This is a genomic window from Saccharopolyspora gloriosae (assembly GCF_022828475.1).
Classification (GTDB): domain Bacteria; phylum Actinomycetota; class Actinomycetes; order Mycobacteriales; family Pseudonocardiaceae; genus Saccharopolyspora_C; species Saccharopolyspora_C gloriosae_A.
The window spans coordinates 1,369,735-1,392,054 of record NZ_CP059557.1 but is presented as its reverse complement, the minus strand read 5'-3'; the positions used below and the strand labels follow the sequence as shown (position 1 = coordinate 1,392,054).

The following is a 22,320-nucleotide window of genomic DNA, read 5'->3' as shown; positions in this document are numbered from 1 at the left end:
CGAACGGCCGCCGAAACCGGGAAGTGCTGCTCACGAACGCGCCGCACCGGAGCTGAAACGGACATTCCAGATCAACCAGCTCCGGCCTGCGCGCGCTCCTCCGTCCGCCGGGCGTCCCACTCACCGAGAAGACCGCGCGGTCGCTCTCAGAACCGGGCCGCGACGTCCTCCGCGACCGTCGCGATCCGGGTGTAAACGCCTGGCGTGCCGGGACGTCCGCAGCCGGTGCCGTAGGACACCACGCCGATGAGCCTGCCGGCGGCGACGAGCGGCCCGCCGGAATCCCCGGCGCACGCGTCCCGGCCGCCTTCCGGCACTCCCGCGCACACCCGCGTTCCCGGTTCGTACTCCGGATAAGCGGCCCGGCAGTCCGCGTCCGAACTGATCGGCACCTCGGCGGAGCGGAGCACGTCCGAGGACGATCCGGTTTCGGTGGTGCGTCCCCAGCCGTAGACCCGAGCGGGAGTTCCCGGCCGGTAGAGCGCGGTGTCGCCGGGTTCCGCCATCGGCAGCGGTTGCTGCGACGCGGGAGCGGTCAAGGTCAGCACCGCCACGTCGTGGCCCGCGGTGACCTCTCGGAACTCCGGATGCACCCACACGTCCCCGACCGAGCCGGCGGTTCCGCCGGACTCGCGCAGGTCGGCGTGGCCGATGATCGCGCGCAGCCGTCCCGGGTCGCGCCGGTCGACGCAGTGCGCGGCGGTGACGACCTTGATCGGAGTGACGAGGGCGCCGCCGCAGAACTGGTTCCCGGACTCGTCGGTCAGCGCCACGGCCCAGGGAGCGGCGTTCTCCTCCGCGCCGCCGAGCACCCGTTCCTGCGCGGGATCCGCACCCGCCGGGGCGCCCAGCGCGGCCATCGCCGCGGCCATCGCCGATCCGCCTGCGGCGAGCCGGGCGAGCGAACGCCGCCTGGAGCGGGAGCAGTCGGACACGACGACCTCCAAGACTCGTTCCGCTGGTGATCAGCGCACTCGGCGGCACACGGTAGCCGCCCGGTCACCGGGAGATCACGAGGGCGAGCTCACATGGGACATCGAGAATTTTTCGTTAAGATTGTTGTTGGCGGGAAAAACTACGGCGCACTAGCGCGGCCGATCGCCGTTCGTCCCGTATCCCCGCCCATGATCACCGGAGTCCGCGACGCCGCGGACCCGAGATCACCCCCGATCCGGTGAACCTCGACCGGTGGGTCCACCAGCCCACCGGCCGCCTTCGTGCGCGCACGACCTGCGCGACGACTCGATCAAGGAGCGAACACGTCATGCTGCTGGACTTCACGACCCTGCCTGCGTTCATGCTGGCCAGTGCAGTGGTGGTGCTGACGCCCGGAGTGGACGCGTTCCTGCTGCTGCGGACTTCTCTGCGGCAGGGCATCGGCGCCGGCCTGCGCGCCCTCGCGGGCATCCACACGGCGAGCATCCTGCAGGTGACACTGGTGATCTGCGGCCTCGGCACGCTGATCACGAACAATCCCGCGGTGCTGGCCACCTTGAAGTGGGCCGGAGCCGCGTACCTGATCTACCTGGCGGTCATGATCGTGCGAGGCCTGTGGCTGACCCGCAAGGAAACCGGCGACGGCCTGGAATCCGGCAGCACCACCGACCGCCCGTACTTGCAGGGCCTGCTGAGCAACCTCACGAACCCGAAGATGCTGCTGTTCAGCCTGGCCTTCCTGCCCCAGTTCGTGGGTTCCGCGGCGGCCCCCACCCTGCAACTGATCTTGCTGGGCACGGTGTTCCTGGTACTGGCCGCGATCTGGGAGGTCACCATCGTCCTCGCCGCGGCCCGGATCGCCGACCGCCTCCGGCGACCGAAGATCGCCCGTTCCCTGGACATGGTCAGCGCCGCGGCCTTCCTCACCATTTCCGTGGGCCTCGTGGCCGGCTGACCGCCGCCCGAACGATCCGGCGCGACGACTCCGAGGCCGGACGCAGTGAGGCCGGGGCACCCGGCGTGCGCCCCGGCCTCACCTCCCCGATCGACCCGCGTTCAGCCCAGCTGGGCCTGCACTTCGTCGTGATACGTGCTCACGCGGGTGTACACGCCCGGTGTCCCCGGCCGGGCGCAGCCGTTGCCCCAGGAGACGATGCCGATCAGGCGCCCGTCGGCGACGAGCGGTCCGCCGGAGTCGCCCTGGCAGCTGTCCTCACCGCCTTCCGGCAACCCCGCGCACACCATGGCGGCCGGGTCGAACTGCCCGCCGTAGGCGTTGGAGCAGTCCTGGTCGCTGCTGATCGGCGGGTGCGCTTGGCGGAGGGTGCGCGACGGGGAGCCGCCTTCGGTGGTGGTTCCCCAGCCGAGCACCGTGGTCGCCGCGCCCGGTTCGTAGAGCCCGGCGTCCTGCCGGCTCGCCAGTGGCAGCGGGGTCTGCGTCAGCTCCCGGTCCAACGTGAGCACCGCGATGTCGGAGCCGGTGCTGGCGTTCTGGAATTGCGGGTGCACCCACACGTCGCGAACCTCGGCTTCGGTGCCGTCGGTGCTGCTCTTGTCGTCGCGACCGGCGACGACGGTGAGCTGCGGCGCTGCGCCGGCGACGCAGTGCGCCGCGGTGACGACCTTGTCGGCCGCGGCGATCGTGCCGCCGCAGAACTGGTTGCCTCCGGGGTCGGTGAGGTAGACGACCCACGGGTATTCGGCAGTGCTCGCGGCCTCCCCGCCGACGATCTTGGTGGTCGGGGCGCCGGACGTCGGTTCGGGCGCGGCGGCGCCCGCCACGGCCGGGGCGGTGATCGCGACGGAGGCCAGTGCCGCCGCAGCGAACGCTCCCGACACCGACCACCACCGGGTTCGCCTGCGCAGAGTGTGTGTCATCCCGCTCTCCATCCCCCGGAGCCCCTGCGGCGCGGTCGGGACGACCGGCCCGCCTCCGGCTCGTGACAGTGTCGCGGAGAGAGCCGATCACAGCGCGGTGATCGTCCACAACGGCCGATCGTTGTTACCTGATCAGGTGATATATCGGGAGAAAACCCCTCGCGCAGAGCAGCCCGGTCAGTCCACTTCGGACAGTTCGGACATGCTCATCGATGATCTTTTCGCTGCCTGCGGGCGACGGCCTCGACCCACTCGAAGAGTTCGCTCGAATCGTTGGTGACTCCTTCCGCTCCGAGTTCCTTCGCCCGCCGCAGCCGGTTCGGAGTCACCCGCGCGGCGTAGAAGATCACCGGACCGTAGTAGTCGCCCGAGTGCCGCAACGCCTGCACGTCGTCGATTCCCGCGTATTCCGCCTCCGCGCGGGCGATGTCCGAGATGATCACGTCCGGTTGGAACTTCCGCAGCGCCGCCCGGACCGCGGGCAGATCGGCGGCGACCTCCACGACGGCACCACGGGACGCGAGCCGCTCGGCGTGCAATGCGGTTTCGGCAACGGGTTCCGCGACCTCGTCGTCCACCCACAGCACTCGCAGCCCGTCGAGGGACTCGCTGGAGGGCGTCTCCCCATCAAGGAAGATGCCCCCTTTGATCACGCCTACCTGGATCGTCGTATCCGGCGAACCGAAATTGATGTTCCGGTCGGCGGGAGCCCCCGGGAGGATGCCGGATTCCCACTCCGCGCGACTGCGCCACTTGACGTACCCCTCGTCGTCGCCGAGATCCCGGATCAGCGACACGAACTCGTGATCGGCGGCGAGCGGCGGGTACCACACCGGCAGCTCCTGCTCCAGCCGTTCCACCACCGCCGGACCTTCCTCCTCCGGCGCGGGCGGGTTCACCCCGAGCGAGATGAACAACTCGTGCCCGGCGAGCACTTCGCCGCGGCGCACTTGTTCGCGGATCTCCACGTAACCCTGGAACTCCGGCACCGGATCTCGCCCGTCCGGCCACGCGAGCAGGTGGTGGAACTCCGGGTAGAAGTGCTGGAGCAGGACGATCCGCAACAGCACGTTGGCGCCGAACTCCTGCCACCTCGCATCCAGGTGGTACTGCAGCACGAAGCTGTTGAGCAGGCGCTTGATCCGCCGCGGATTGCGTTTGGCGCGCAACACCAACAGGTTCGTGAGCTGCTCGCCGAGCAGCTCCGAGGCGCCCGTGCTGCGCAGGTATCCCTCGACGAGCCGCCGCGAGCGGTCCCCGCTGGGCACCGCGACCTGGTAGTTGACCTGCACGATCTTCTCCAGGTACTCGACGGCGCGAGCGCTGGTGCCGTCGCCGTCGCGCAGGTTCCGGCCCAGCGCGGCCTGATCGCAGCCGATCACGAACACCAGTCCGGGCACGTCCAGGTAGAGCTTGATCGCTTCGCACACGGTCAGCACGACCTCTGCGGAGCACCGGTCCAGGTCGTCGATGAACACCACGAGCTGCCGACCACCGGTGCCTCCCCGCGACACCCACTCCTGCGCCATCTCCCGCACGACGTCGCGGATCTCGTCGCGGCCCTTGGCGTCCGCCGACAGGTGCGCCCAGATCTCGTCCACCAGCCGCCGCAACCCGAACAGGCTCAGGCTCACCGCCAGCAGCAGGCGGCCGAAGAGCACGACGCGGCGCCGCCGCAACAGCCGGTGGTGGGCGCGGCGCACGACGTTGCGGTCGAAGCGCAGCAGCACCGATTTGATGAGCACTTCGAGCGCGTCCGGCCCGGAAGTCCAGGCGTTGAACCAGACCGCGGGGACGTCCTCGGCGGTCAGCCGGGCCTGCATCAGTCGCATCAGGCTGCTCTTGCCCATGCCCCAGCCCGCGTCGATGGCCACGGTGAACGGGGCGGAGGCGCGCGAACCGGTGATCAGCGAGACGAGGGAGGCCGCGACCTCGGAGACGCCGAGCAGGTCCTGGGCGTCGATCTCGACCGGTTCGTCGCTGAGCACCACGAACTCGTTCGCCGGTCGTTGCATCTGATCACCCGGTGTTCTTCCGGTCCGCGCCGGCGGTGGCCCGCCGAGTTGACCTTGGAACCCTGGCAGCCGCCGCGCATCGACCGGCCGGGATCGCACCACGTCCACCTGAAAGCACCAGCCGGTCTCAGCGGGTTTCCGGCCGGTGCCGCTCAGTACTCGCTGAGGACTTCGCGGATGAGGTCGGCGGCGGCGTCGGGGGCGAGGGCGGCGTGCACGATGTCGCGCAGCACGCCCCGATACGAACTCACCGTCCGGTCGGAATCCAGAAAAGTGGAAGCGTGGTGGTTCTCGACGTAGACGATGTCCGGCTCTCCGTCATATTCCAAAAGCAGAAATGCCCCCTGCAATCCGGGATAGGCGCCGACCGAACGCGGCACCACCCGCAGGCAGACGTGATCGGACTCCATCATCACCAGCAGATGCAACAGCTGGCGCTTCATCACTCCCGGGCCGCCGATCGGGCGGCGCAGCGCCGATTCCTCCAGCACCGCGTGAAACAGCGGCGCGCGAGATCGGCTCAGAATGATCTGCCGCGCCATCCGGGTCGCGATCAGATCGTCCAGTTCCTCTTCGGAACGCCCCGGTTCCATGCCCGAGATGATGGCCCGCGCGTATTCGGCGGTCTGCAGCAGACCGGGGATCAGCAACGGTTCGAAACTGTGCATCCGGACCGCTTTGCCCTCGTAGTCGAGGAAGTCCCGCCAGCGCGCCGGAGCGGCGGCCGGTCGCTGCCACCAGGCGGATCGGCCGGCGTTGCGCGCCAGCTCCGCGAGGGCGGCACGTTCCCGTTCGCCCACTTCGTAGAGCCGCAGCAAGGCTGTGACGTCGTCGAGCTGCACTCCGCTGACACCGGTCTCGATTCGGCTGATCTTGCTGCCCGAGACGCCGAGCCGCGCACCCGCCGCGGTGCAGCTGAGCCCGGCGCGTTCCCGATGACGTCGAAGTTCGGCCGCCACCTGACGCGAACGGACCGAAGTGTGACGATTTCCCGGCATGACTGAGCTATCCCCCAGCATCGACATCCCCCGAACCGACATCGGTGAATCCGGACCTCGCCGGTATCGATGTCGGCAGAACTTTGGGCACGTGCACCGCCGGCCCGGGGTCGTTTTGCGACCGTTTCGAATCCGGCGGACCGATTCTCGCATTCGGGGATCGAGCCGTTTGCAGTGCCGCTCGCAGAACCGGTGATCCCCGCAATGAGGCCACCCGAGCGAAATTGTCCGAACCCGTCCGTGACACGATCACCGACACCAAGATCGGTGTGCACAAGGACCATGATCCCGAGCCGGACGGGCAGCGACAATAACTCGATCAAGTGAATACTTGCACGGGTTGCATCAGCGGTGTGACCGTGCGGCACCACTCGTCGTGGACCGGCGCCCGCGCAGGAGCGCGCGCGGCTCCCATTAGGCTGCGACCGGGCGGTGCCGATGATCGTCCAGCACCCGCGCCCGTCGAGGAGGAGACCGAATGAGCCTGCAACGTCCGACCGACCCGGACCCGTACTCGCTGCTGCCCGAGGTCCCCTCGTTCACGCTCACCTCGAAGGACGCCCCCGCCGACGAGCAGCTCGCGCTCACCCACGTCTACAGCGGCATGGGCGCGGGCGGCGACAACCGCTCCCCGCAGCTGAGCTGGGAAGGCTTCCCCGCCGAGACGCAGAGCTTCGTCGTCACCTGCTTCGATCCCGACGCCCCGATCCCCGGCGGGTTCTGGCACTGGACGCTCGTCGACGTGCCCGCCGACGTCGCCGAACTGCCCACCGACGCCGGGTCCGCCACCGGTTCCGGAGTGCCCGCGGGCGCGTTCCAGGTCCCGAACGACCTGGGCGAGCGCGCCTACGCCGGCGCCGCACCGCCGCCCGGCGACCGCCCGCACCGCTACCTGTTCGCGGTACTCGCGCTGGACGTGCCGAAGCTCGGGGTGAACGACCAGGTCACTCCCGCCGTCGTCAACTTCACGGCACTGAACCACACCCTGGCCCGCGCGGTCCTGTCCACCACCTACGAGCACTGACGGACCGGCTCAACGCTCTTCGGGTCGTTGTCCTGTCAGCGGCGAAGCCGATGAGCAGTGACCGGCTTGAGCACAAGACCACCGGCGGGTTCTCAGCGGCTTCCTCGCGAGGACAACGCTTTCGCGGTGGATCGGACGACTGATCCCGCAGCGAGCAAGCCGCTGAGGTTCCGCTGAGCGACCCACTGCGCAGGCCACCCGGAAAGGACCCCTGGTGAACATCCGGGTACTGCCCGCGGTGGCGGCTGCGGTGGTGGCCGTGGCCTTGGCGGTGCTGCTGTTCGTGCCCTACGTGGCCAGGGAGCACCGCAGGCGCGGTGAGCTGCGCCCCGGCACGCTGCTGCTGTTCCTGGCCGCCGTGCTCTACGCCCTGGGCCTGGTCGCCTACGTGCTGGTGCCGCTGCCGCCGGTGGGACCCGGATTCTGCGACGTGTTCGGGGAGCTGCGGCCGCAGTGGCGGCCGTTCGCCGGGTTCGACGGGCTGCGACGACCGGGCTACTGGGCGGAACCGACCGGGCTGCTCGCGGACTCCTCGGTGCAGCAGTTCGGGTTCAACATCCTGCTGTTCGTGCCGTTGGGCATGTTCGTGCGGCACCTGCTGCGCGAGGGCTTCGGCGGGACCGTGCTCGCCGGGTTCATGGTGTCGCTGGCGGTGGAGCTCACCCAGATCACCGGGATCTGGTTCCTGTACCCGTGCCCGTACCGGCTGTTCGACGTGGACGACCTGATCGCGAACACCTCGGGGGCGCTCGTCGGTGCGCTGCTCGCGCGGGTGCTGCGGCTCGTTCCCGGTCAGCACAGCGGTACCGAGGCGGGTTCGCCGCGGCCGGTCAGGACCTACCGCAGGCTGCTCGGGATGGGCTGCGACGTGCTGCTGCTGTGGTGGCTGGGCGTGGCGCTGGCCCGTGGCACGGACCTGCTGCTGCGGATCGGCGGGGTGCGCCTCGACCCGGCGGCGCAGGTGTGGCTCGAGTCGGCCGCGCTGTGGTTCGCGCCCGCCGTGCTGCTGCTGATCGGCACCGTCGCCGGCCGCGGCAGCACGCTCGGCCAGCACGCGGTGCTGCTGCGCAGCGTCCAGGACGGGGCGCGTCCCGGGATGCGGAACGTCCTGCTGCGCTGGTTCGCGGGATTGGGCGGGTTCGCCCTGGTGGAAGGCCTGATCAACGTGGTGTGGCCGCCGGCGGGCACCGGGTTCGCGGTGGCCTGGTTCGCGGTGCACGCGCTGTCGGTGCCGCGCAGCCACCACCACCGGGGCCTCACCGGCAGGCTCGCGGGCACCGACATCGTGGACTCTCGAGCACTCAGCGCGCCGGCGGAACGACCGCAGGCGCGCTGATCTCTTCTCCGTCCGGTCACGCGGCGGCGGTGTCCTGCTCGACCGGCTGCTGCGGGGTCGGCCGTGCGCTGGAGCGCCCGAACACGAACCACAGGAGGCAGCCGAGCACCGGCGCCATCAGCGCGATCAGCGCCCACACGGCCTTCGTCGCGCTGTCGGTCTCGGATCGGAAGATGCTCACGAGCGCGCCGATGAACAGCGCGAGGAAGCCGACCGCGACCAGGCCGAACCCGATCAGGATCAGCACGTTCCAGACCGTGTGGGTCGAGTTGTCGACGGCGGCCTGAGCGAGTACGAGCTGCGAGTTGAACATGGGGTGGTCCTTTCACCTACGACGGCGCACGCCGTCGGAATGCGGATCAGTCGGGTGCGAAAACCGGAGTCAGCCCGCGAAGCGCCTGCGGGCGTCGGGGCGGCCGAACACGAACCACAGCAGGCTGCCGAGGAACGGCGCCATGAACGCGAGCACGATCCACACCAGCTTCATCCCGCCGGACAACCCGGAGCCGAGGATGCTGATCAGCGCCGCGATGAACAGGGCCGCGAACGCGGCGACCACCAGCAGCGCACCGCCGGTGAACACCCAAGCGGCGGCCTGTTCCCCGGTGCTCGCGGCGAGCGCCGAGTGCTGCGCGATCAAGGACTTCATGGGAATGGCTCCGTTCCTGGGACGAGCTTCTGAGTGGAGGTGGCGGTTTCCGTTGCCGCCGATGAGATCAATGTTGCCCCGCAACGAGGTTCCCGCACGTCCGCACTTCGGGCCGAGCCGACTTACCGGAAAGTCGTACGCCGCCGTGTCCTGAAGCCGGACGCATCTCGCCCCGCGCCGGACGACTCTGGTGGCAGGAAAGGAGCTACACCATGATCACTGCACAGGGCCTGACCAAGAGTCACGGCAGCACGACGGTCGTCGACGACCTCTCGTTTACCGTGCGACCGGGAGTCGTCACCGGATTCCTCGGCCCGAACGGAGCCGGCAAGTCCACCACCATGCGGTTGATGCTCGGCCTCGACCACGGGCAGGGGCGCACCACGTTCGGCGGGCGGACCTACCGGGAGCTGCCCGATCCGCTGCGCGGCGTCGGGGCGCTGCTCGACGCGGGCGCCGCGCATCCGGCCCGGACCGCTCGCGGCCACCTGCGGATGGTCGCCGCGAGCGCGGGAATCCCGGACTCGCAGGTCGATCGGGCGCTCGGGGCGGTGGGGCTGGAGTCGGCGCGGTCGCGCCGCGCGGGGAAGTTCAGCCTCGGCATGCGCCAGCGGCTCGGGCTCGCCACGGCGCTGCTCGGCGACCCGGAATACCTGATCTTGGACGAACCGGCGAACGGCCTCGACCCGGAGGGCGTGCACTGGATGCGGCGGTTCCTGCGCGGCCTGGCCGCCGAGGGTCGCACCGTGTTCGCCTCCTCGCACCTGCTCTCGGAGATGTCCCAGCTCGCCGATGACCTGGTCGTGATCGGCAACGGCAGGTTGATCGCCGCGCAGCCGGTGCCGGAGTTCGTCGCCCGGCACGCGCCGCGGGGCACGTTGGAGGACGCGTACTTGGCCGCGACGTCGGCCGCCGTGCAGTACCGGGGAATCGAGAGGAACGCGGCATGAACCTGCGCTACGACTCCGACATGGATCCGCGGGGCGTGGACGCCCCCACCGTCCGGCACCAGCCGGCGCCCCGACAGCCGGGGGCCGCTCCCCCGGCGGCGCACCCGCCGCACTCCCCCGCCGCGGAACCGTCCCGCGCGGGCGCCGGATTCGGCGCGGCGCTGCGCTACGAGTGGATGGGGCTGCGCACCTTGCGCACGCCGTGGTTGCTGGCGGGCGGTGCCGTGCTGCTGCAACTGCTGGCCGCCGTGAACGCCCTGACGAAGGACATGGGCGCGGAGCAGGCGTTCGAGCAGTCGTTCAGCTTGCCGCCGAAGCTGGCGGCGCTGTTCGTCGCGGCGATCGGCGTGAACCTGTTCGCCACCGACTACCGCAACCGGACGATCATCACCACGATGCTCGCGGTGCGTTCCCGCAACCACATCGTGCTGGCGAAGATGGCGTTGACCGCGGCGGTCGGCGCGGTGATCTCGGTTGCCTCGGTGGCGGTGACCTACCTGGTGCTGCTTCCCGCGCCGTCCTCGCTGGTGTTCACGATCGGTGCCGGGGTGGTGCTCTACGTGGTGCTGTCCGCGCTGTTCGGGCTCGCGCTCGCCGGGCTGACCCGGAGCGCGGCCGCCGCGCTGAGCGCGGTGCTGCTGGTGCCGCTGCTGCTGGAGCTCTTGCTCGTCTCGCTCCTGGACGTCGACATCTCCGCGGCGCCCTTCGCGTCGGCGGCTTCGCTGTTCCAGAATCCGGACACGGTGAGCTGGTGGGCGCCGCTGCCGCTGCTGGCGATCACGGCCGCGTTGTCGGTGGCCGCGACGGTGCTGCTGTCTCGGCGGGACGCGTGATGTCGATCGCCGACGCCACCGCCTACCTTGGTCGGGTGCGTGGAAATGGAAAGTGGGCCGCTCGGCTCTCCTTGTGGGACGGCAAGTTCCGGTCGCTGCTGCTCGATCTGCTGATCGCGTCGTTGGCGGTGGCGATGCCGGACGATCCGGCGATCTGGCAGCAGTGGGCGCTGATCCCCACGAACATCGTGCTGTTCGGCGCGATGTTGCTTCGCAGGCGGTTCCCCCTGGTCGCGGTGGTGGCCGCCTCGGTCCACTCGCTGCTGGCGGGCGTCGACGGCTCCGCCACCGGAATGGTGGTCGCGATGTACACGATGGCCAGCCGGCGTGGGCCGGTGCTGGCCACGTGGGGAGCCGCCGGGATCATCTCCGCCGCTCACGTGCTGCGAGTGGGGCTACCGGAGAACTACTCGCTGTGGTCGAACGGTCTGCTGACCTTGGTGGCGGGCGTGGGTCTCGGGATCGTGCTGCTGGCCGGGATGCCACTGCTGCTCGGGTTGTGGCTCTACTCGCGCAAGGACTTGCTGCGGAGCCTGCGGGAACGCGCCGTGCAGGCCGAGCGGGAACGGGACCTGCTCGCCGAACGCGCCGTCACCGCCGAGCGGCGGCGCATCGCCCGGGAGATGCACGACGTGGTGGCCCACCGGGTCAGCGTCATTTCGTTGCAGGCGGGCGCGTTGACGATGACGGCCACCGATCAGCGCACCGAGGAGGTCGCCGAGATCATCCGGGAGTCCAGCTCGACCGCGCTGACCGAGCTGCGGGAGATGCTGCGGGCGCTGCGCGACGACGCCGAGAACCCCGGTGGCGACCACGCCGCTCCGGCCTTGGACGGTGTGCGGGAGCTGGTCGCGGATTCGGTCGCGGCGGGCGCGAACATCACGCTGGACATGCCCGCGGAGCTGCCTGCGGCCCCGATGGCGGTCGGCCGCGCCGCCTACCGCGTCATGCAGGAGGCGCTGACGAACGCGGGCAAGCACGCCCCCGGTTCGCCGGTGCGCGCGTCGGTCCTCGCCGACGACGGCCTGGTCGTGGAGGTGACCAACCAGCGCGGTACCGGCACCACGAACGTGGAGGGCTCCGGCTACGGACTCATCGGGATGCGGGAACGGGTCACCCTCGCGGGCGGCACGTTGCAGGTGGGCCGAACCGAGGACGACGGGTACCGGGTGCGGGCGGCGTTTCCGGTGCTGGAGACCGCGAACGCCTCCTGAAGGTCCGCATTGGGCCGTGATCGGCGAGCCCGGTTCCGCCGACACCCTGGAACTGCCGGAACCGGGCTGGATACCGTGGGGCGGCAACATCGTCGGTCGCGGGGAGTCACGTGGGCATCAGGGTGGTCCTGTTGGAGGACGAGGAACTGGTGCGCGGCGGCATCCGGCTCATCCTCGAAGCCGATCCGGGCATCGAGGTGGCAGCGGAGGCCCCGGACGGCTCGAGTGTGACCGAGCTGGTGGCCAAGCATCGGCCGGACGTGGTGCTCACCGACATCCAGATGCCCCGCGTCGACGGCCTGGAGGTGACCAAGCGGGTCGCCGCGCTGCCCGAGCCGCCCGCGGTGCTGGTGCTGACCACGTTCGACGTGGACGAGTACGTGCACGCCGCGTTGCAGGCCGGGGCTTCGGGTTTTCTGCTCAAGGACACGCCGCCGCGCGAGCTCGCCGCGGCCGTGCACACCGTGGCCTCCGGGGAGGCGATGCTCTCGCCGCGGATCACCAAGCGGCTGCTGGGCGCGTTCGCCGCGGGCAAGGGGAACTCCGACGCCCGCCTTAAGCTGGACCAGCTCACCGCGCGCGAGCGGGAGGTGGCGATCGCCGTGGCGCAGGGCCTCAGCAACGCGGAGATCGCCGGCCACCTCTACATGAGCGCGTCCACCGTGAAAGTCCACATCGGACGGATCATGGGCAAGCTCGGCGCGTCCAACCGCACCCAGGTCGCCATCGCCACCCACGACGCGGGCCTCGCCTGACCTGCTCCCATCGAGGTGAACGCCTCCTTCGCCCGGACCGGTCGAACGGGCCGCTCACCTCACCGGCACCACCGAGCCGATGCGCTTCGACCGGCAGGAGTGGGCTGCTGGGGCATGCACCCGCTCAGGATCGGCCGCGTGGAACGACCAGGCCGGATTCGTAGGCGATCACCACGGCCTGCGCGCGGCTGGACGCACCGAGCTTCGTCATCGACCGGTTCACGTGCGTCTTCACGGTGCCTTCGCTGAGGACGAGATGTTCGGCGATCTCCGCGTTGGTGGCGCCGGTCGCGATCAGCCGCAGCACGTCCAGTTCCCGCTGGGTGAGCGTGGACAGCTGCGACGGGATCCCCGAGTTCGGCGGCGGCACCCGCATGTAGGTCTCCACCAATCGCCGGGTGATGGTGGGACCGAACAGCATCCCGCCGTCGGCGACGGTGCGCACTCCGGTGATCAGCGTCTCCGGCGGACTGTCCTTGAGCAGGAACCCGGAAGCGCCCGCTCGCAGCGCCGAATACACGTAGTCGTCCAGGTCGAACACGGTCAGCACCAGGATTCCCGGCCGCGGCGGCTCGGCTTCGGCGAGGATCAGTTCGGTGGCCCCCACCCCGTCCAGCTCCGGCAGCCGCAGGTCCATCAGGACCACTTGGGGTCGCAGTTCCCGTGCCAGCGCCACGGCTTCGCGGCCGTTCGCGGCCTCGCCGACGACCTCGATTCCGGGGGTGGCGCGCAGCAGGGCGGCGAACCCTGCCCGCAGCAGGTCCTGGTCGTCGACGATGAGGACGCCGGTCATGCCGCCGCTCCCGAGCCGGTCAGTCCCCGCGGGGAATGCGCAGCGCGACCTGGAAACCACCTTCCGGACGACGCCCCGCCTCGACGGTTCCGCCGTACATCTTCGCCCGTTCGCACATGCCGATCAAACCGTGCCCGGAAGGTCGCCCGGCTTTCGGGGCCGGTGCTCCTTCGTTGCGGACCAGCACGGTGACCGCATCGGCGTCGTGGCGCACCACGACTTCGGCGGTGGCCGAGGGGGCGTGCTTGAGCACGTTCGTCAGGGCTTCCTGCACGACGCGGTAGGCGCACAATTCGGCGCCGGGTGACAGGGCGCGCGGTTCGCCTTCGACGCTCAGCTCCACCGGCACCCCGGAGGAGCGGACCCGTTCCAGCAGCACCGGAAGCTCGTCGAGCCCGGGTTGCGGGAGGAACCTGGTGCCCGCGTGCGGCTTCTCGTCGAGGCTGGGCCGCAGCACCCGCAGCAACCTGCCGAGCTCGTCGAGCGAACCGGTGGTGGTCGCGGAGATCGTGTTCAGCGCCTCGCGCGCCGTTTCCAGGTCGGAGTCGAGCACGTACCGCGCGAGGCTCGCCTGCACGGACACGACGGACAGGTGGTGGGCGACGACGTCGTGCAGTTCGTGCGCGATGCGCATGCGTTCCTCGGTGACGGCGCGCTCGGCCTCCAGATCCCGCTCGTGGCGCAGCCGTTCGGCCTGTTCGCCGCGCACCCGGATCGCGTAGCCCAAGGTGACCGCGATGACGGCTTGCGTCACGCCGAACAGGATTCCGGCGAACGAGGCCGCGGCCCACCTGAAGTCGGCGACGCCGTGGACGACTCCGCTGCTGATCAGCAGGATTACGCCGGCGGAGATGGGCACGGACCGCTGCAGCGGGTGGCGCACCGCCACGGTGTAGATCGCGGCCAACGGCCCGAGCAGCCCGAGGGAGGTCTTGCAGCCGGATCCGTAGAACACGGCCAGCGAGACCGCTACGACCACCAGCACCAGCACCGGATAACGCCTGCGCAGCACCAGCGGCGCCGCACCGAGCACGGCCGCGGTGTAGGCGACCGGCCCCGGGTCGCCGCTGTTGAGCACGTCGGACGGCGCGATGCCCAGCAGCGCGACGTAGGTGACGAAGCCCGCCAGCACCGCGTCGGCAAGGTACGGGTGCCTCGTCGGCCACGTGCTCCAGCGCGCTGAGTTCACCCCGGAAACGTAACCGGCGGACCGGAAACCTCCTCCACGTGATCCAGGCATCCGGCGGCTTCGCGTTGCGGGCGGCGGTGAACCGGCGTCGTGCGCTACTCGCTCGATCTTCGAGGATTCACCCGAATTCATGTGGTAGACCTGCGATCGGAGTCGCTCTGGTGGTGATCTCCGCTAGTTTTTTGGTGGGTTCCTACAAAGACTCGGCCTCGGCATGCGCCGAGCCGCACATTGGTGCACCACCCTTTTACGGAGCAGGGTGTAGGTAGGTGCAGGCGACGCTCCGGGCTCGGACGTCGCCTGTTGTGCGTGGCAAATCAGGAGGCTCATCCGGTGTTCAGTCGTGTCGCCATCGTCAACCGTGGAGAGGCCGCGATGCGGCTCATCCACGCCGTTCGGGATCTCTCCGCGGAAACCGGGGTCCGGATGGAGACAGTCGCGCTCTACACCGACGCGGACCGGTCCGCCACGTTCGTGCGGGAGGCCGACGTCGCCTACTCGCTCGGCCCGGCATCGGCCCGGCCGTACCTGGACCACGCCGTCCTGGAACGCGCGCTGATCGAGAGCGGTGCGGACGCCGCCTGGGTCGGCTGGGGCTTCGTCGCCGAGGACCCGGCGTTCGCGGAGCTCTGCGAGAAGATCGGCGTCACCTTCATCGGCCCGAGCGCCGACGCGATGCGCAGGCTCGGCGACAAGATCGGCGCGAAGCTGCTCGCCGAAGAGGTCGGTGTCCCGGTCGCGCCGTGGAGCCGCGGTGAGGTCGCCAACGCCGAGGAGGCGCTGGCGGCGGGCGAGCGGATCGGCTACCCGCTGATGCTCAAGGCCACCGCGGGCGGCGGCGGGCGCGGCATCCGCAAGGTCACCTCCGCCGAGGACCTCGCCGACGCCTACGAGCGCACCAGCCAGGAGGCGCTGCGTTCCTTCGGTTCCGGCATCGTGTTCCTGGAGCGCCTGGTCACCGGCGCCCGGCACGTCGAGGTGCAGGTCATCGCCGACGGGCAGGGCACGGCCGTGGCGCTCGGCGTCCGCGACTGCTCGGTGCAGCGGCGCAACCAGAAGATCATCGAGGAGTCCGCGTCGCCCGTCCTGTCGCCGGAGCAGACCGCGGAGCTCAAGGCCTCCGCCGAGCGCCTGGCGCTGGCCGTCGAGTACCGCGGCGCGGGCACCGTCGAGTTCCTCTACCACCCCGGTGAGCGGCTGTTCGCCTTCCTCGAGGTCAACACCCGCCTCCAGGTCGAGCACCCGATCACCGAGAGCACGACCGGCACCGACCTGGTCAAGCTGCAGCTGCACGTCGCCTCCGGCGGCAAGCTCGAAGGCCCGTGGCCGGTGGAGAACGGGCACGCCGTCGAGGCGCGGCTCAACGCCGAGGACCCGGACCGCGACTTCGCCCCCGCTCCCGGCCGCATCGCCCGGCTCGCGCTGCCCGCGGGACCCGGAATCCGGGTGGACACCGGGGTTTCCGAGGGCGACAGCATCCCGGCGGACTTCGACTCGATGATCGCGAAGATCATCGCCTTCGGCCGCGACCGCGATGAGGCGTTGGCCCGGCTGCGCCGCGCGATGGCCGAGACCACCGTGATCATCGAGGGCGGCGCGACGAACAAGAGCTTCGTGCTCGACCTGCTCGACCAGCCCGAGGTGATCGACGGCAGTGCGGACACCGGCTGGATCGACCGGGTCCGCGAGCAGGGCCGCCTGGTCAGCCACCGGCATTCGGCGATCGCCCTGGTCGCGGCCGCCATCGAGGCCTACCAGGACGAGGAGACCGTTGCGCGGCAACGGTTGTTGTCCACCGCGTTCGGCGGCCGCCCGCAGGTGCGCCACGAGAGCGGCCGCCCGCTGGAGCTCAAGCTCCGCGGCGTGGGCTACCAGGTGAGCGTCGCGCGAGTCGGCCAGAAGCGGTTCCGCGTCGGCGTCTCCGGCGGCGGCGAGGTGCAGCCCGCCGACGTCGATCTCGACCGCTTCGACGCGCACAGCGGCCAGATCACCGTCAACGGCAACAGGTTCCGCCTGGTCACCGGCACGCACGGACCGATCCACCTGGTGGAGGTCGACGGCGTAGCGCACCGCGTCAGCCGCGACGAGGGCGGCGTCGTGCGCTCCCCCGCGCCCGCGCTGGTGGTCGCCACTCCGCTGGCGGTCGGCGACGAGGTCGAGGCCGGGGCACCGATCCTGGTGCTGGAGAGCATGAAGATGGAAACGGTGCTGCGCGCATCGTTCCGCGCCCGCGTGCGCGAGCTGCCGGTGTCGATGGGCAGCCAGGTCGAGACCGGTGCGCCGCTGATGCGCCTGGAGCCGCTGGCCGACGACGACGAGCAGGAGCAGGACACCGGCGCCGCCGTCGAGATCGACCTGCCCGACGAACCGAGCACCGTCTCCCCGCAGCGCCGCGTCGAGCGCGGCCTGCACGACCTGCGCAGCCTGCTGCTCGGCTTCGACGTCGACCCCCACGACCAGCAGCGCGTGCTCAGCGGCTACCTCGCGGCCCGCGCGGAACTGGGCGAGCCGGCCGACGCGCTGCCCGGCGAGGTCGAGCTGCTGAGCGTGTTCGCCGACCTCTCCGAGCTGAGCCGCAACAAGGGCGACCTCGACGACGAGACCGGCCCGGTGCACAGCCCCCGCGAGTACTTCCACAGCTACTTGCAGAGCCTCGACGTGGAGCGGGCCGGGGTGACCGCCGGCTTCGAGAACCGGCTGCGTCGCGTCCTGTCGCACTACGGCGTCACCGAGCTGGAGCGGACCCCGGAACTGGAGGAGGCCGTCTTCCGGATCTTCCTCGCCCAGCAGCGCGCGTCCTCGGACGTCGCGATCGTTTCGGCGCTGCTGCGGCAGTGGATCAACGAAGCGCCGCCGGGCAAGGATCTGCACGAGCACGCGGGCCTGACGTTGGAGCACGTCGTCAAGGCCACCCAGGTGCGTTTCCCCTCGGTGTCCGACCTCGCCCGCGGCGTGGTGTTCCGCTGGTTCGCGCAGCCGCTGCTGCGCCGCAACCGCGCCGAGGTCTACGCGGGCGTGCGCGCCGAGCTGCGCCACTTGGACGCGAACCCGGACGCCGCCGACCGCGCCGACCGGATCGCCACGATGGTCGCCAGTTCCGAGCCGCTGGTCCGGTTGCTCGGCCAGCGCATGGGCCGCGACGGCCGCGACCACGCACCGCTGCTGGAGGTGCTGACCAGGCGCTACTACGGCAACCGCGCGCTCACCGGCGTCACCGCTCGGGAGGCGGCGGGCTGCCGCTTCGTCACCGCCGAGCACACCTCGGGCGCGGACGTGACGCGGCTGGTCACCACCGCCGTCGACTTCGGCGCCCTGCCCGACGCGGTGCGCGCCGTCGGGGAGCTCACCGACGGGCGGCACGACGTGGTGGCCGACCTCTACGTGAAGTGGGAGGACCAGCCGGACGCGGACGCGCTGGCCGCCCGCCTCGGCGAGGTCATCGCCGCGCAGCCGCTGCCGGACGGCGTCACCCGGATCACCACGACCGTCGCCGGTGGCGGCGGCGCCGTGATGCACCACCACTTCACCTTCCGCCGCGACGAGAACGGTTTCAGCGAGGACCGGCTCATCCGCGGCCTGCACCCGCTGATCGCACAGCGGATGCAGCTGGAGCGGCTGCGCGAGTTCGACCTCACCCGGCTGCCCTCGGCGGACGAGGAGGTCTACCTGTTCAAGTGCGTCGCGCGGGAGAACCCGTCCGATGAGCGGCTGGTCGCGATGGCCCAGGTCCGGGACCTGACGCCGTTGCGCGACAACGATGGCCGGCTGGTGGCGCTGCCCGCCGTCGAGGACATGCTCGCCGGGTGCCTGGACGCGATCCGCACCGTGCAGGCGCAGCGACCGGCGAAGAAGCGCTTCGACACCAACCGCATCCTGATGTACGTGTGGCCGCCGACGGAGCTGACCGCCGACGAGCTCAACACGCTCACCCGCCGCATCCTGCCGACCACCGCGGGCGCCGGGATGGAGGAGGTCACGTTCCTGGCGCGGCAGCGCAAGGAGAACGGCGAGCTCACCGACATGGCAGTGCGGATCGCGCTCGGCGAGGGCGACGGCGCGAAGCTGCACATCGAGGAACCCGCCACGGAGCCGCTGCGGCCGCTGGACGACTACCGCCAGAAGGTGCTGCGGGCGGCACGGCGCGGCAACGTCTACCCGTACGAGCTCACCGGAATGCTCGCGGGCGACGAGGGCGACTTCGTCGAGCACGACCTGGACGACAACGGCGCGCTGGTGCCGGTCGACCGGCCGCGCGGGCAGAATTCGGCGGCGCTCGTCGCGGGCGTCGTTTCGACACCGACCGAGCGGCACCCGGAAGGGGTTCGCCGCGTGGTCCTGCTCGGCGACCCGACGAAGGCGCTGGGCGCGTTGTCGGAACCCGAGTGCGCGCGGGTCATCGCCGCGCTCGACCTCGCCGAGCGGCTGCGGCTGCCGCTGGAGTGGTTCGCGCTGTCGGCGGGCGCCCGGATCTCGATGTCCTCCGGCACGGAGAACATGGACTGGGTGGCGGCCGCGCTCAAGCGGATCGTGGAGTTCACCCAGGACGGCGGCGAGATCAACATCGTGGTCGCGGGCATCACCGTCGGCGCCCAGCCGTATTGGAACGCCGAGGCCACGATGCTCATGCACACCAAGGGAATCCTGGTGATGACGCCGGATTCGACGATGGTGCTCACCGGCAAGCAGTCCCTGGACTTCTCCGGCGGTGTCTCAGCGGAGGACAACTTCGGCATCGGCGGCTACGACCGCGTGATGGGGCCGAACGGGCAGGCGCAGTACTGGGCGCCGAACCTCCCGGCCGCCCGCGACGTGCTGATGTCGCACTACGACCACACTTACGTCGTGCCGGGCGAGATCGCGCCGCGCGCCGCCGAGACCTCGGACCCGGTGCACCGCGACGTGTCCCCGTTCCCGCACGAGATCGCGGGCAGCGATTTCCGCACGGTCGGCGAGATCTTCTCGTCCGAGCACAACCCGGACCGCAAGAAGCCGTTCGACATCCGCACCGTGATGCGCGCCCTGTCCGACCAGGACCACCCGGTGCTGGAGCGCTGGGCGGGCATGGCGGACGCCGACACCGCCGCCGTGCAGGACGTGCACCTCGGCGGCAGGCCGGTGTGCCTGCTGGGCATCGAGTCCCGTTCGGTGCAGCGGCGCGGTTTTCCCCCCACCGACGGCCCCGACACCTACACCGCGGGCACGCTGTTCCCGCGGTCGTCGAAGAAGGCCGCCCGCGCCATCAACTCGGCGTCCGGCAACCGGCCGCTGGTGGTGCTGGCGAACCTGTCCGGTTTCGACGGTTCACCGGAGTCGATGCGCAAGCTCCAGCTGGAGTACGGCGCCGAGATCGGCCGCGCCATCGTGAACTTCGACGGCCCGATCGTGTTCTGCGTGATCTCGCGGTACCACGGCGGCGCGTTCGTGGTGTTCTCGAAGGCGTTGAACCCGAACATGACGGTGCTGGCGCTGGAAGGTTCGTACGCTTCGGTGCTCGGCGGCGCCCCCGCGGCGGCGGTGGTGTTCTCCGGCGAGGTCGGCAAGCGCACGGCGAACGACCCTCGGGTCACCGAACTCCAAGCCCTCGTCGGCGAGTCCACCGGCGTCGAGCGCGCCCGGCTGAACGCGCAGCTGGCCGAGGTCCAGGCGTCGGTCCGCGCGGAGAAGCTCGGCGAGGTCGCGGCCGAGTTCGACCGGGTGCACAGCATTCAGCGCGCGGTCGACGTCGGTTCGGTGGACGCGATCATCAGCGCTGCGGACCTGCGGCCCCGCATCATCGAGGCCATCGAGCACGGCCTCAAGCACTGAGCACGGTGAGCCCGCGGCCCACGCGGTCGCGGGCTCACCGGAGCGCCGAACGCCACTTCCTCGCGACAGTCACCTGGAAGCGGATCAGTGACGCACCAGAGATCTCGCGGCGAGGAAGTGGCCGAGGTTCCGCTACCCGGGCACCTGCGCGGACCACGTCACAAGTCCAGGGAAGCAGGGGTGACCACCCCCTGGAGGTCACCCCTGCCCGTGCCTCCCCGTGATCGCTGCGCGGCCGCACCCGTTCCGGCATTGCGCACAGCGATGCGAGCCCCAAGTTAGTGATCTTGGTCGTTTGGGGTCGACATCCCTGGGTCGGAGATTCGGGGTAAACCTACGTGGTAGTAGGTAAGCGGTCCTCGTCGGTTCCGAATCCACGCCGAAACGCCTGAGCTGTGACTCCCCGGGCACAATGACCACGGACGGGCCACCAGCGAGACTCACCGGGAATCAGCAGGCCGCCCGCGCGGTTGTACCGCGAGGTGCGCCCACGGCGCCGCGCTACCCACGACGAGCACAGGATGGACATGCCTCACTTCGACCTGGTCATCATCGGCAGCGGTTCCGGCAACTCGATCCTCGACGAGCGGTTCGACGGCTGGAACGTCGCCATCGTGGAGAAGGGCGTCGGCAGCACCGGGAACTACGGCGGCACCTGCCTGAACGTGGGCTGCATCCCGACGAAGATGTTCGTGCACACCGCGGACACGGCCGCGAGCCCCGGCGTCGGCACCAAGCTCGGCGTCGACCTGGAACTGCGCGACGTGCGCTGGCGCGACATCCGGGACCGCATCTTCGCCCGCATCGACGCCATCTCCGACGGAGGCCGCCGCTACCGCGCCGAAGGCAGCAAGAACGTCACTCTGTTCCAGGGCGAGGCCCGCTTCACCGGTGTGAAGGAACTGACCGTGGCCACCGACTCCGGCCCGGAGACGATCACCGCCGACCAGTTCGTCGTCGCCGCCGGCGGCCGCCCGACCACTCCTGACATCCCCGGCATCAACGCGGTCGACTTCCACACCAGCGACAGCGTGATGCGCCTGGACGAGCTGCCCGACCGCATGATCATCCTCGGCAGCGGGTTCGTCGGCGCCGAGTTCGCGCACGTGTTCTCCGCGCTGGGCGTCGAGGTCACCCTCGTCGCACGTTCCGGTGCGTTGCTGCGCAACGAGGACGCCGACGTGTCGCAGCGGTTCACCGAGCTCGCCCAGGCCCGCTGGGACATCCGCTTGAACCGCAAGCAGACCGGCGTCGAGCGCGACGGCGACGTGGTCCGGCTGCACCTGGAAGGCCCCGACGGCGCCGAAACCGTTGAGGCGGAGCAACTGCTCATCGCCGTCGGCCGCGAACCGAACTCGGACCTGATCGACGCCGTCGCGGGCGGCCTCAAGCTCCGCGAGGACGGCAAGATCGAGGTCGACGCCGAGCAGCGCACCTCCGTCGACGGGGTGTGGGCGCTGGGCGACATCAGCTCCGACCACGAACTCAAGCACGTCGCGAACCACGAGCAGCGCGTCGTGCAGCACAACCTGCTGCACCCCGACGAGCTCATCGACTCCGACCACACCTACGTGCCGCACGCCGTGTTCTCCTCCCCGCAGGTCGCCGCCGTCGGCCTCACCGAGCAGCAGGCGAAGGACCAGGGCGTCGAGTACGTCACGAAGATCCAGAACTACGGCGACATCGCCTACGGCTGGGCGATGGAGGACACCACCGGTTTCCTGAAGCTGCTCGCCGATCCCGCCGACGGCACCATCCTCGGCGCGCACATCATCGGCCCGCAGGCGCCGACGCTGCTGCAGCCGCTGATCCAGGCCATGCAGTTCGGGCTGGACGCGCGCACGATGGCCCGCGGCCAGTACTGGATCCACCCGGCCATGCCGGAACTGCTGGAGAACGCCCTGCTCGGCCTGGAACTGCACCCGGAATGAGGCTCGACCGGTGG

General features: G+C 70.4%; 17 protein-coding genes. 9 read left to right on the top strand and 8 right to left on the bottom strand.

Features of this window, described 5'->3' with window-relative positions; translation table 11 throughout:
• Window positions 1-146 precede the first annotated feature (146 nt).
• Window positions 147-935, bottom strand: coding sequence for a S1 family peptidase (locus H2Q94_RS06040; protein ID WP_243792972.1), 789 nt, complete (start codon window positions 933-935; stop codon window positions 147-149).
• Between the two features lie 329 nt (window positions 936-1,264).
• Between H2Q94_RS06040 and H2Q94_RS06035 the strand changes: the two genes are divergently transcribed.
• A complete protein-coding gene (locus tag H2Q94_RS06035) occupies window positions 1,265-1,891 on the top strand; it encodes a LysE family translocator (RefSeq protein WP_243792968.1) in 627 nt (208 codons plus the stop codon).
• A gap of 101 nt (window positions 1,892-1,992) precedes the next feature.
• On the opposite strand, the gene H2Q94_RS06030 is transcribed toward H2Q94_RS06035, so the two are convergent.
• The 3 genes from H2Q94_RS06030 to H2Q94_RS06020 form a co-directional block, all read right to left on the bottom strand.
• Window positions 1,993-2,814 (bottom strand): S1 family peptidase, encoded by an 822-nt coding sequence (locus H2Q94_RS06030; RefSeq protein WP_243792963.1) that lies wholly within the window; start codon window positions 2,812-2,814, stop codon window positions 1,993-1,995.
• Window positions 2,815-3,020: 206 nt separating this feature from the next.
• Window positions 3,021-4,829, bottom strand: coding sequence for a P-loop NTPase fold protein (locus H2Q94_RS06025; protein ID WP_243792960.1), 1,809 nt, complete (start codon window positions 4,827-4,829; stop codon window positions 3,021-3,023).
• Between the two features lie 152 nt (window positions 4,830-4,981).
• The gene (locus H2Q94_RS06020; RefSeq protein ID WP_243792958.1) at window positions 4,982-5,788 is read right to left on the bottom strand and encodes a helix-turn-helix domain-containing protein; all 807 of its coding nucleotides are present in this window, start codon (window positions 5,786-5,788) and stop codon (window positions 4,982-4,984) included.
• A 517-nt stretch (window positions 5,789-6,305) separates the two neighbouring features.
• On the opposite strand from H2Q94_RS06020, the gene H2Q94_RS06015 reads away from it, so the two are divergent.
• Entirely contained in the window at window positions 6,306-6,851 is a 546-nt protein-coding gene (locus tag H2Q94_RS06015) for a YbhB/YbcL family Raf kinase inhibitor-like protein (RefSeq protein WP_243792955.1), read from the top strand.
• Window positions 6,852-7,065: 214 nt separating this feature from the next.
• On the top strand, window positions 7,066-8,187 hold the full coding sequence (locus H2Q94_RS06010) for a VanZ family protein (RefSeq protein ID WP_243792948.1): 1,122 nt from the start codon (window positions 7,066-7,068) through the stop codon (window positions 8,185-8,187).
• A 16-nt stretch (window positions 8,188-8,203) separates the two neighbouring features.
• On the opposite strand, the gene H2Q94_RS06005 is transcribed toward H2Q94_RS06010, so the two are convergent.
• Entirely contained in the window at window positions 8,204-8,500 is a 297-nt protein-coding gene (locus tag H2Q94_RS06005) for a PLD nuclease N-terminal domain-containing protein (protein WP_243792946.1), read from the bottom strand.
• A gap of 69 nt (window positions 8,501-8,569) precedes the next feature.
• A complete protein-coding gene (locus tag H2Q94_RS06000) occupies window positions 8,570-8,836 on the bottom strand; it encodes a PLD nuclease N-terminal domain-containing protein (protein ID WP_243792944.1) in 267 nt (88 codons plus the stop codon).
• A gap of 212 nt (window positions 8,837-9,048) precedes the next feature.
• Between H2Q94_RS06000 and H2Q94_RS05995 the strand changes: the two genes are divergently transcribed.
• The 4 genes from H2Q94_RS05995 (at window position 9,049) to H2Q94_RS05980 (ending at window position 12,588) form a co-directional block, all read left to right on the top strand.
• Window positions 9,049-9,786: an ATP-binding cassette domain-containing protein gene (locus H2Q94_RS05995; RefSeq protein ID WP_397545430.1), complete on the top strand. Its 738-nt coding sequence runs from the start codon at window positions 9,049-9,051 to the stop codon at window positions 9,784-9,786.
• Window positions 9,783-10,619, top strand: a complete 837-nt coding sequence (locus tag H2Q94_RS05990; protein WP_243792941.1) for an ABC-2 transporter permease — start codon at window positions 9,783-9,785, stop codon at window positions 10,617-10,619. The genes H2Q94_RS05995 and H2Q94_RS05990 overlap by 4 nt, the downstream gene beginning before the upstream one ends.
• Window positions 10,619-11,833 carry a sensor histidine kinase gene (locus H2Q94_RS05985; RefSeq protein ID WP_243792939.1) on the top strand — a complete coding sequence of 405 codons (1,215 nt, stop codon included), beginning with the start codon at window positions 10,619-10,621 and terminating at the stop codon, window positions 11,831-11,833. The genes H2Q94_RS05990 and H2Q94_RS05985 overlap by 1 nt, the downstream gene beginning before the upstream one ends.
• 110 nt (window positions 11,834-11,943) lie before the next feature.
• Window positions 11,944-12,588 (top strand): response regulator, encoded by a 645-nt coding sequence (locus H2Q94_RS05980; RefSeq protein WP_243792937.1) that lies wholly within the window; start codon window positions 11,944-11,946, stop codon window positions 12,586-12,588.
• 124 nt (window positions 12,589-12,712) lie between these two features.
• Here H2Q94_RS05980 and H2Q94_RS05975 read toward each other — a convergent pair whose 3' ends face one another.
• Together H2Q94_RS05975 and H2Q94_RS05970 are read right to left on the bottom strand one after the other, a co-directional pair.
• Window positions 12,713-13,381 carry a response regulator gene (locus H2Q94_RS05975; protein WP_243792933.1) on the bottom strand — a complete coding sequence of 223 codons (669 nt, stop codon included), beginning with the start codon at window positions 13,379-13,381 and terminating at the stop codon, window positions 12,713-12,715.
• Window positions 13,382-13,400: 19 nt separating this feature from the next.
• A complete protein-coding gene (locus H2Q94_RS05970) occupies window positions 13,401-14,570 on the bottom strand; it encodes a sensor histidine kinase (protein WP_243792930.1) in 1,170 nt (389 codons plus the stop codon).
• 333 nt (window positions 14,571-14,903) lie between these two features.
• Here H2Q94_RS05970 and H2Q94_RS05965 point away from each other — a divergent pair, with 333 nt between their 5' ends.
• Both H2Q94_RS05965 and H2Q94_RS05960 read left to right on the top strand, forming a co-directional pair.
• Window positions 14,904-20,375 carry an ATP-binding protein gene (locus H2Q94_RS05965; protein ID WP_243792928.1) on the top strand — a complete coding sequence of 1,824 codons (5,472 nt, stop codon included), beginning with the start codon at window positions 14,904-14,906 and terminating at the stop codon, window positions 20,373-20,375.
• Window positions 20,376-20,902: 527 nt separating this feature from the next.
• On the top strand, window positions 20,903-22,306 hold the full coding sequence (locus tag H2Q94_RS05960; protein WP_243792924.1) for a mycothione reductase: 1,404 nt from the start codon (window positions 20,903-20,905) through the stop codon (window positions 22,304-22,306).
• Window positions 22,307-22,320 lie beyond the last annotated feature (14 nt).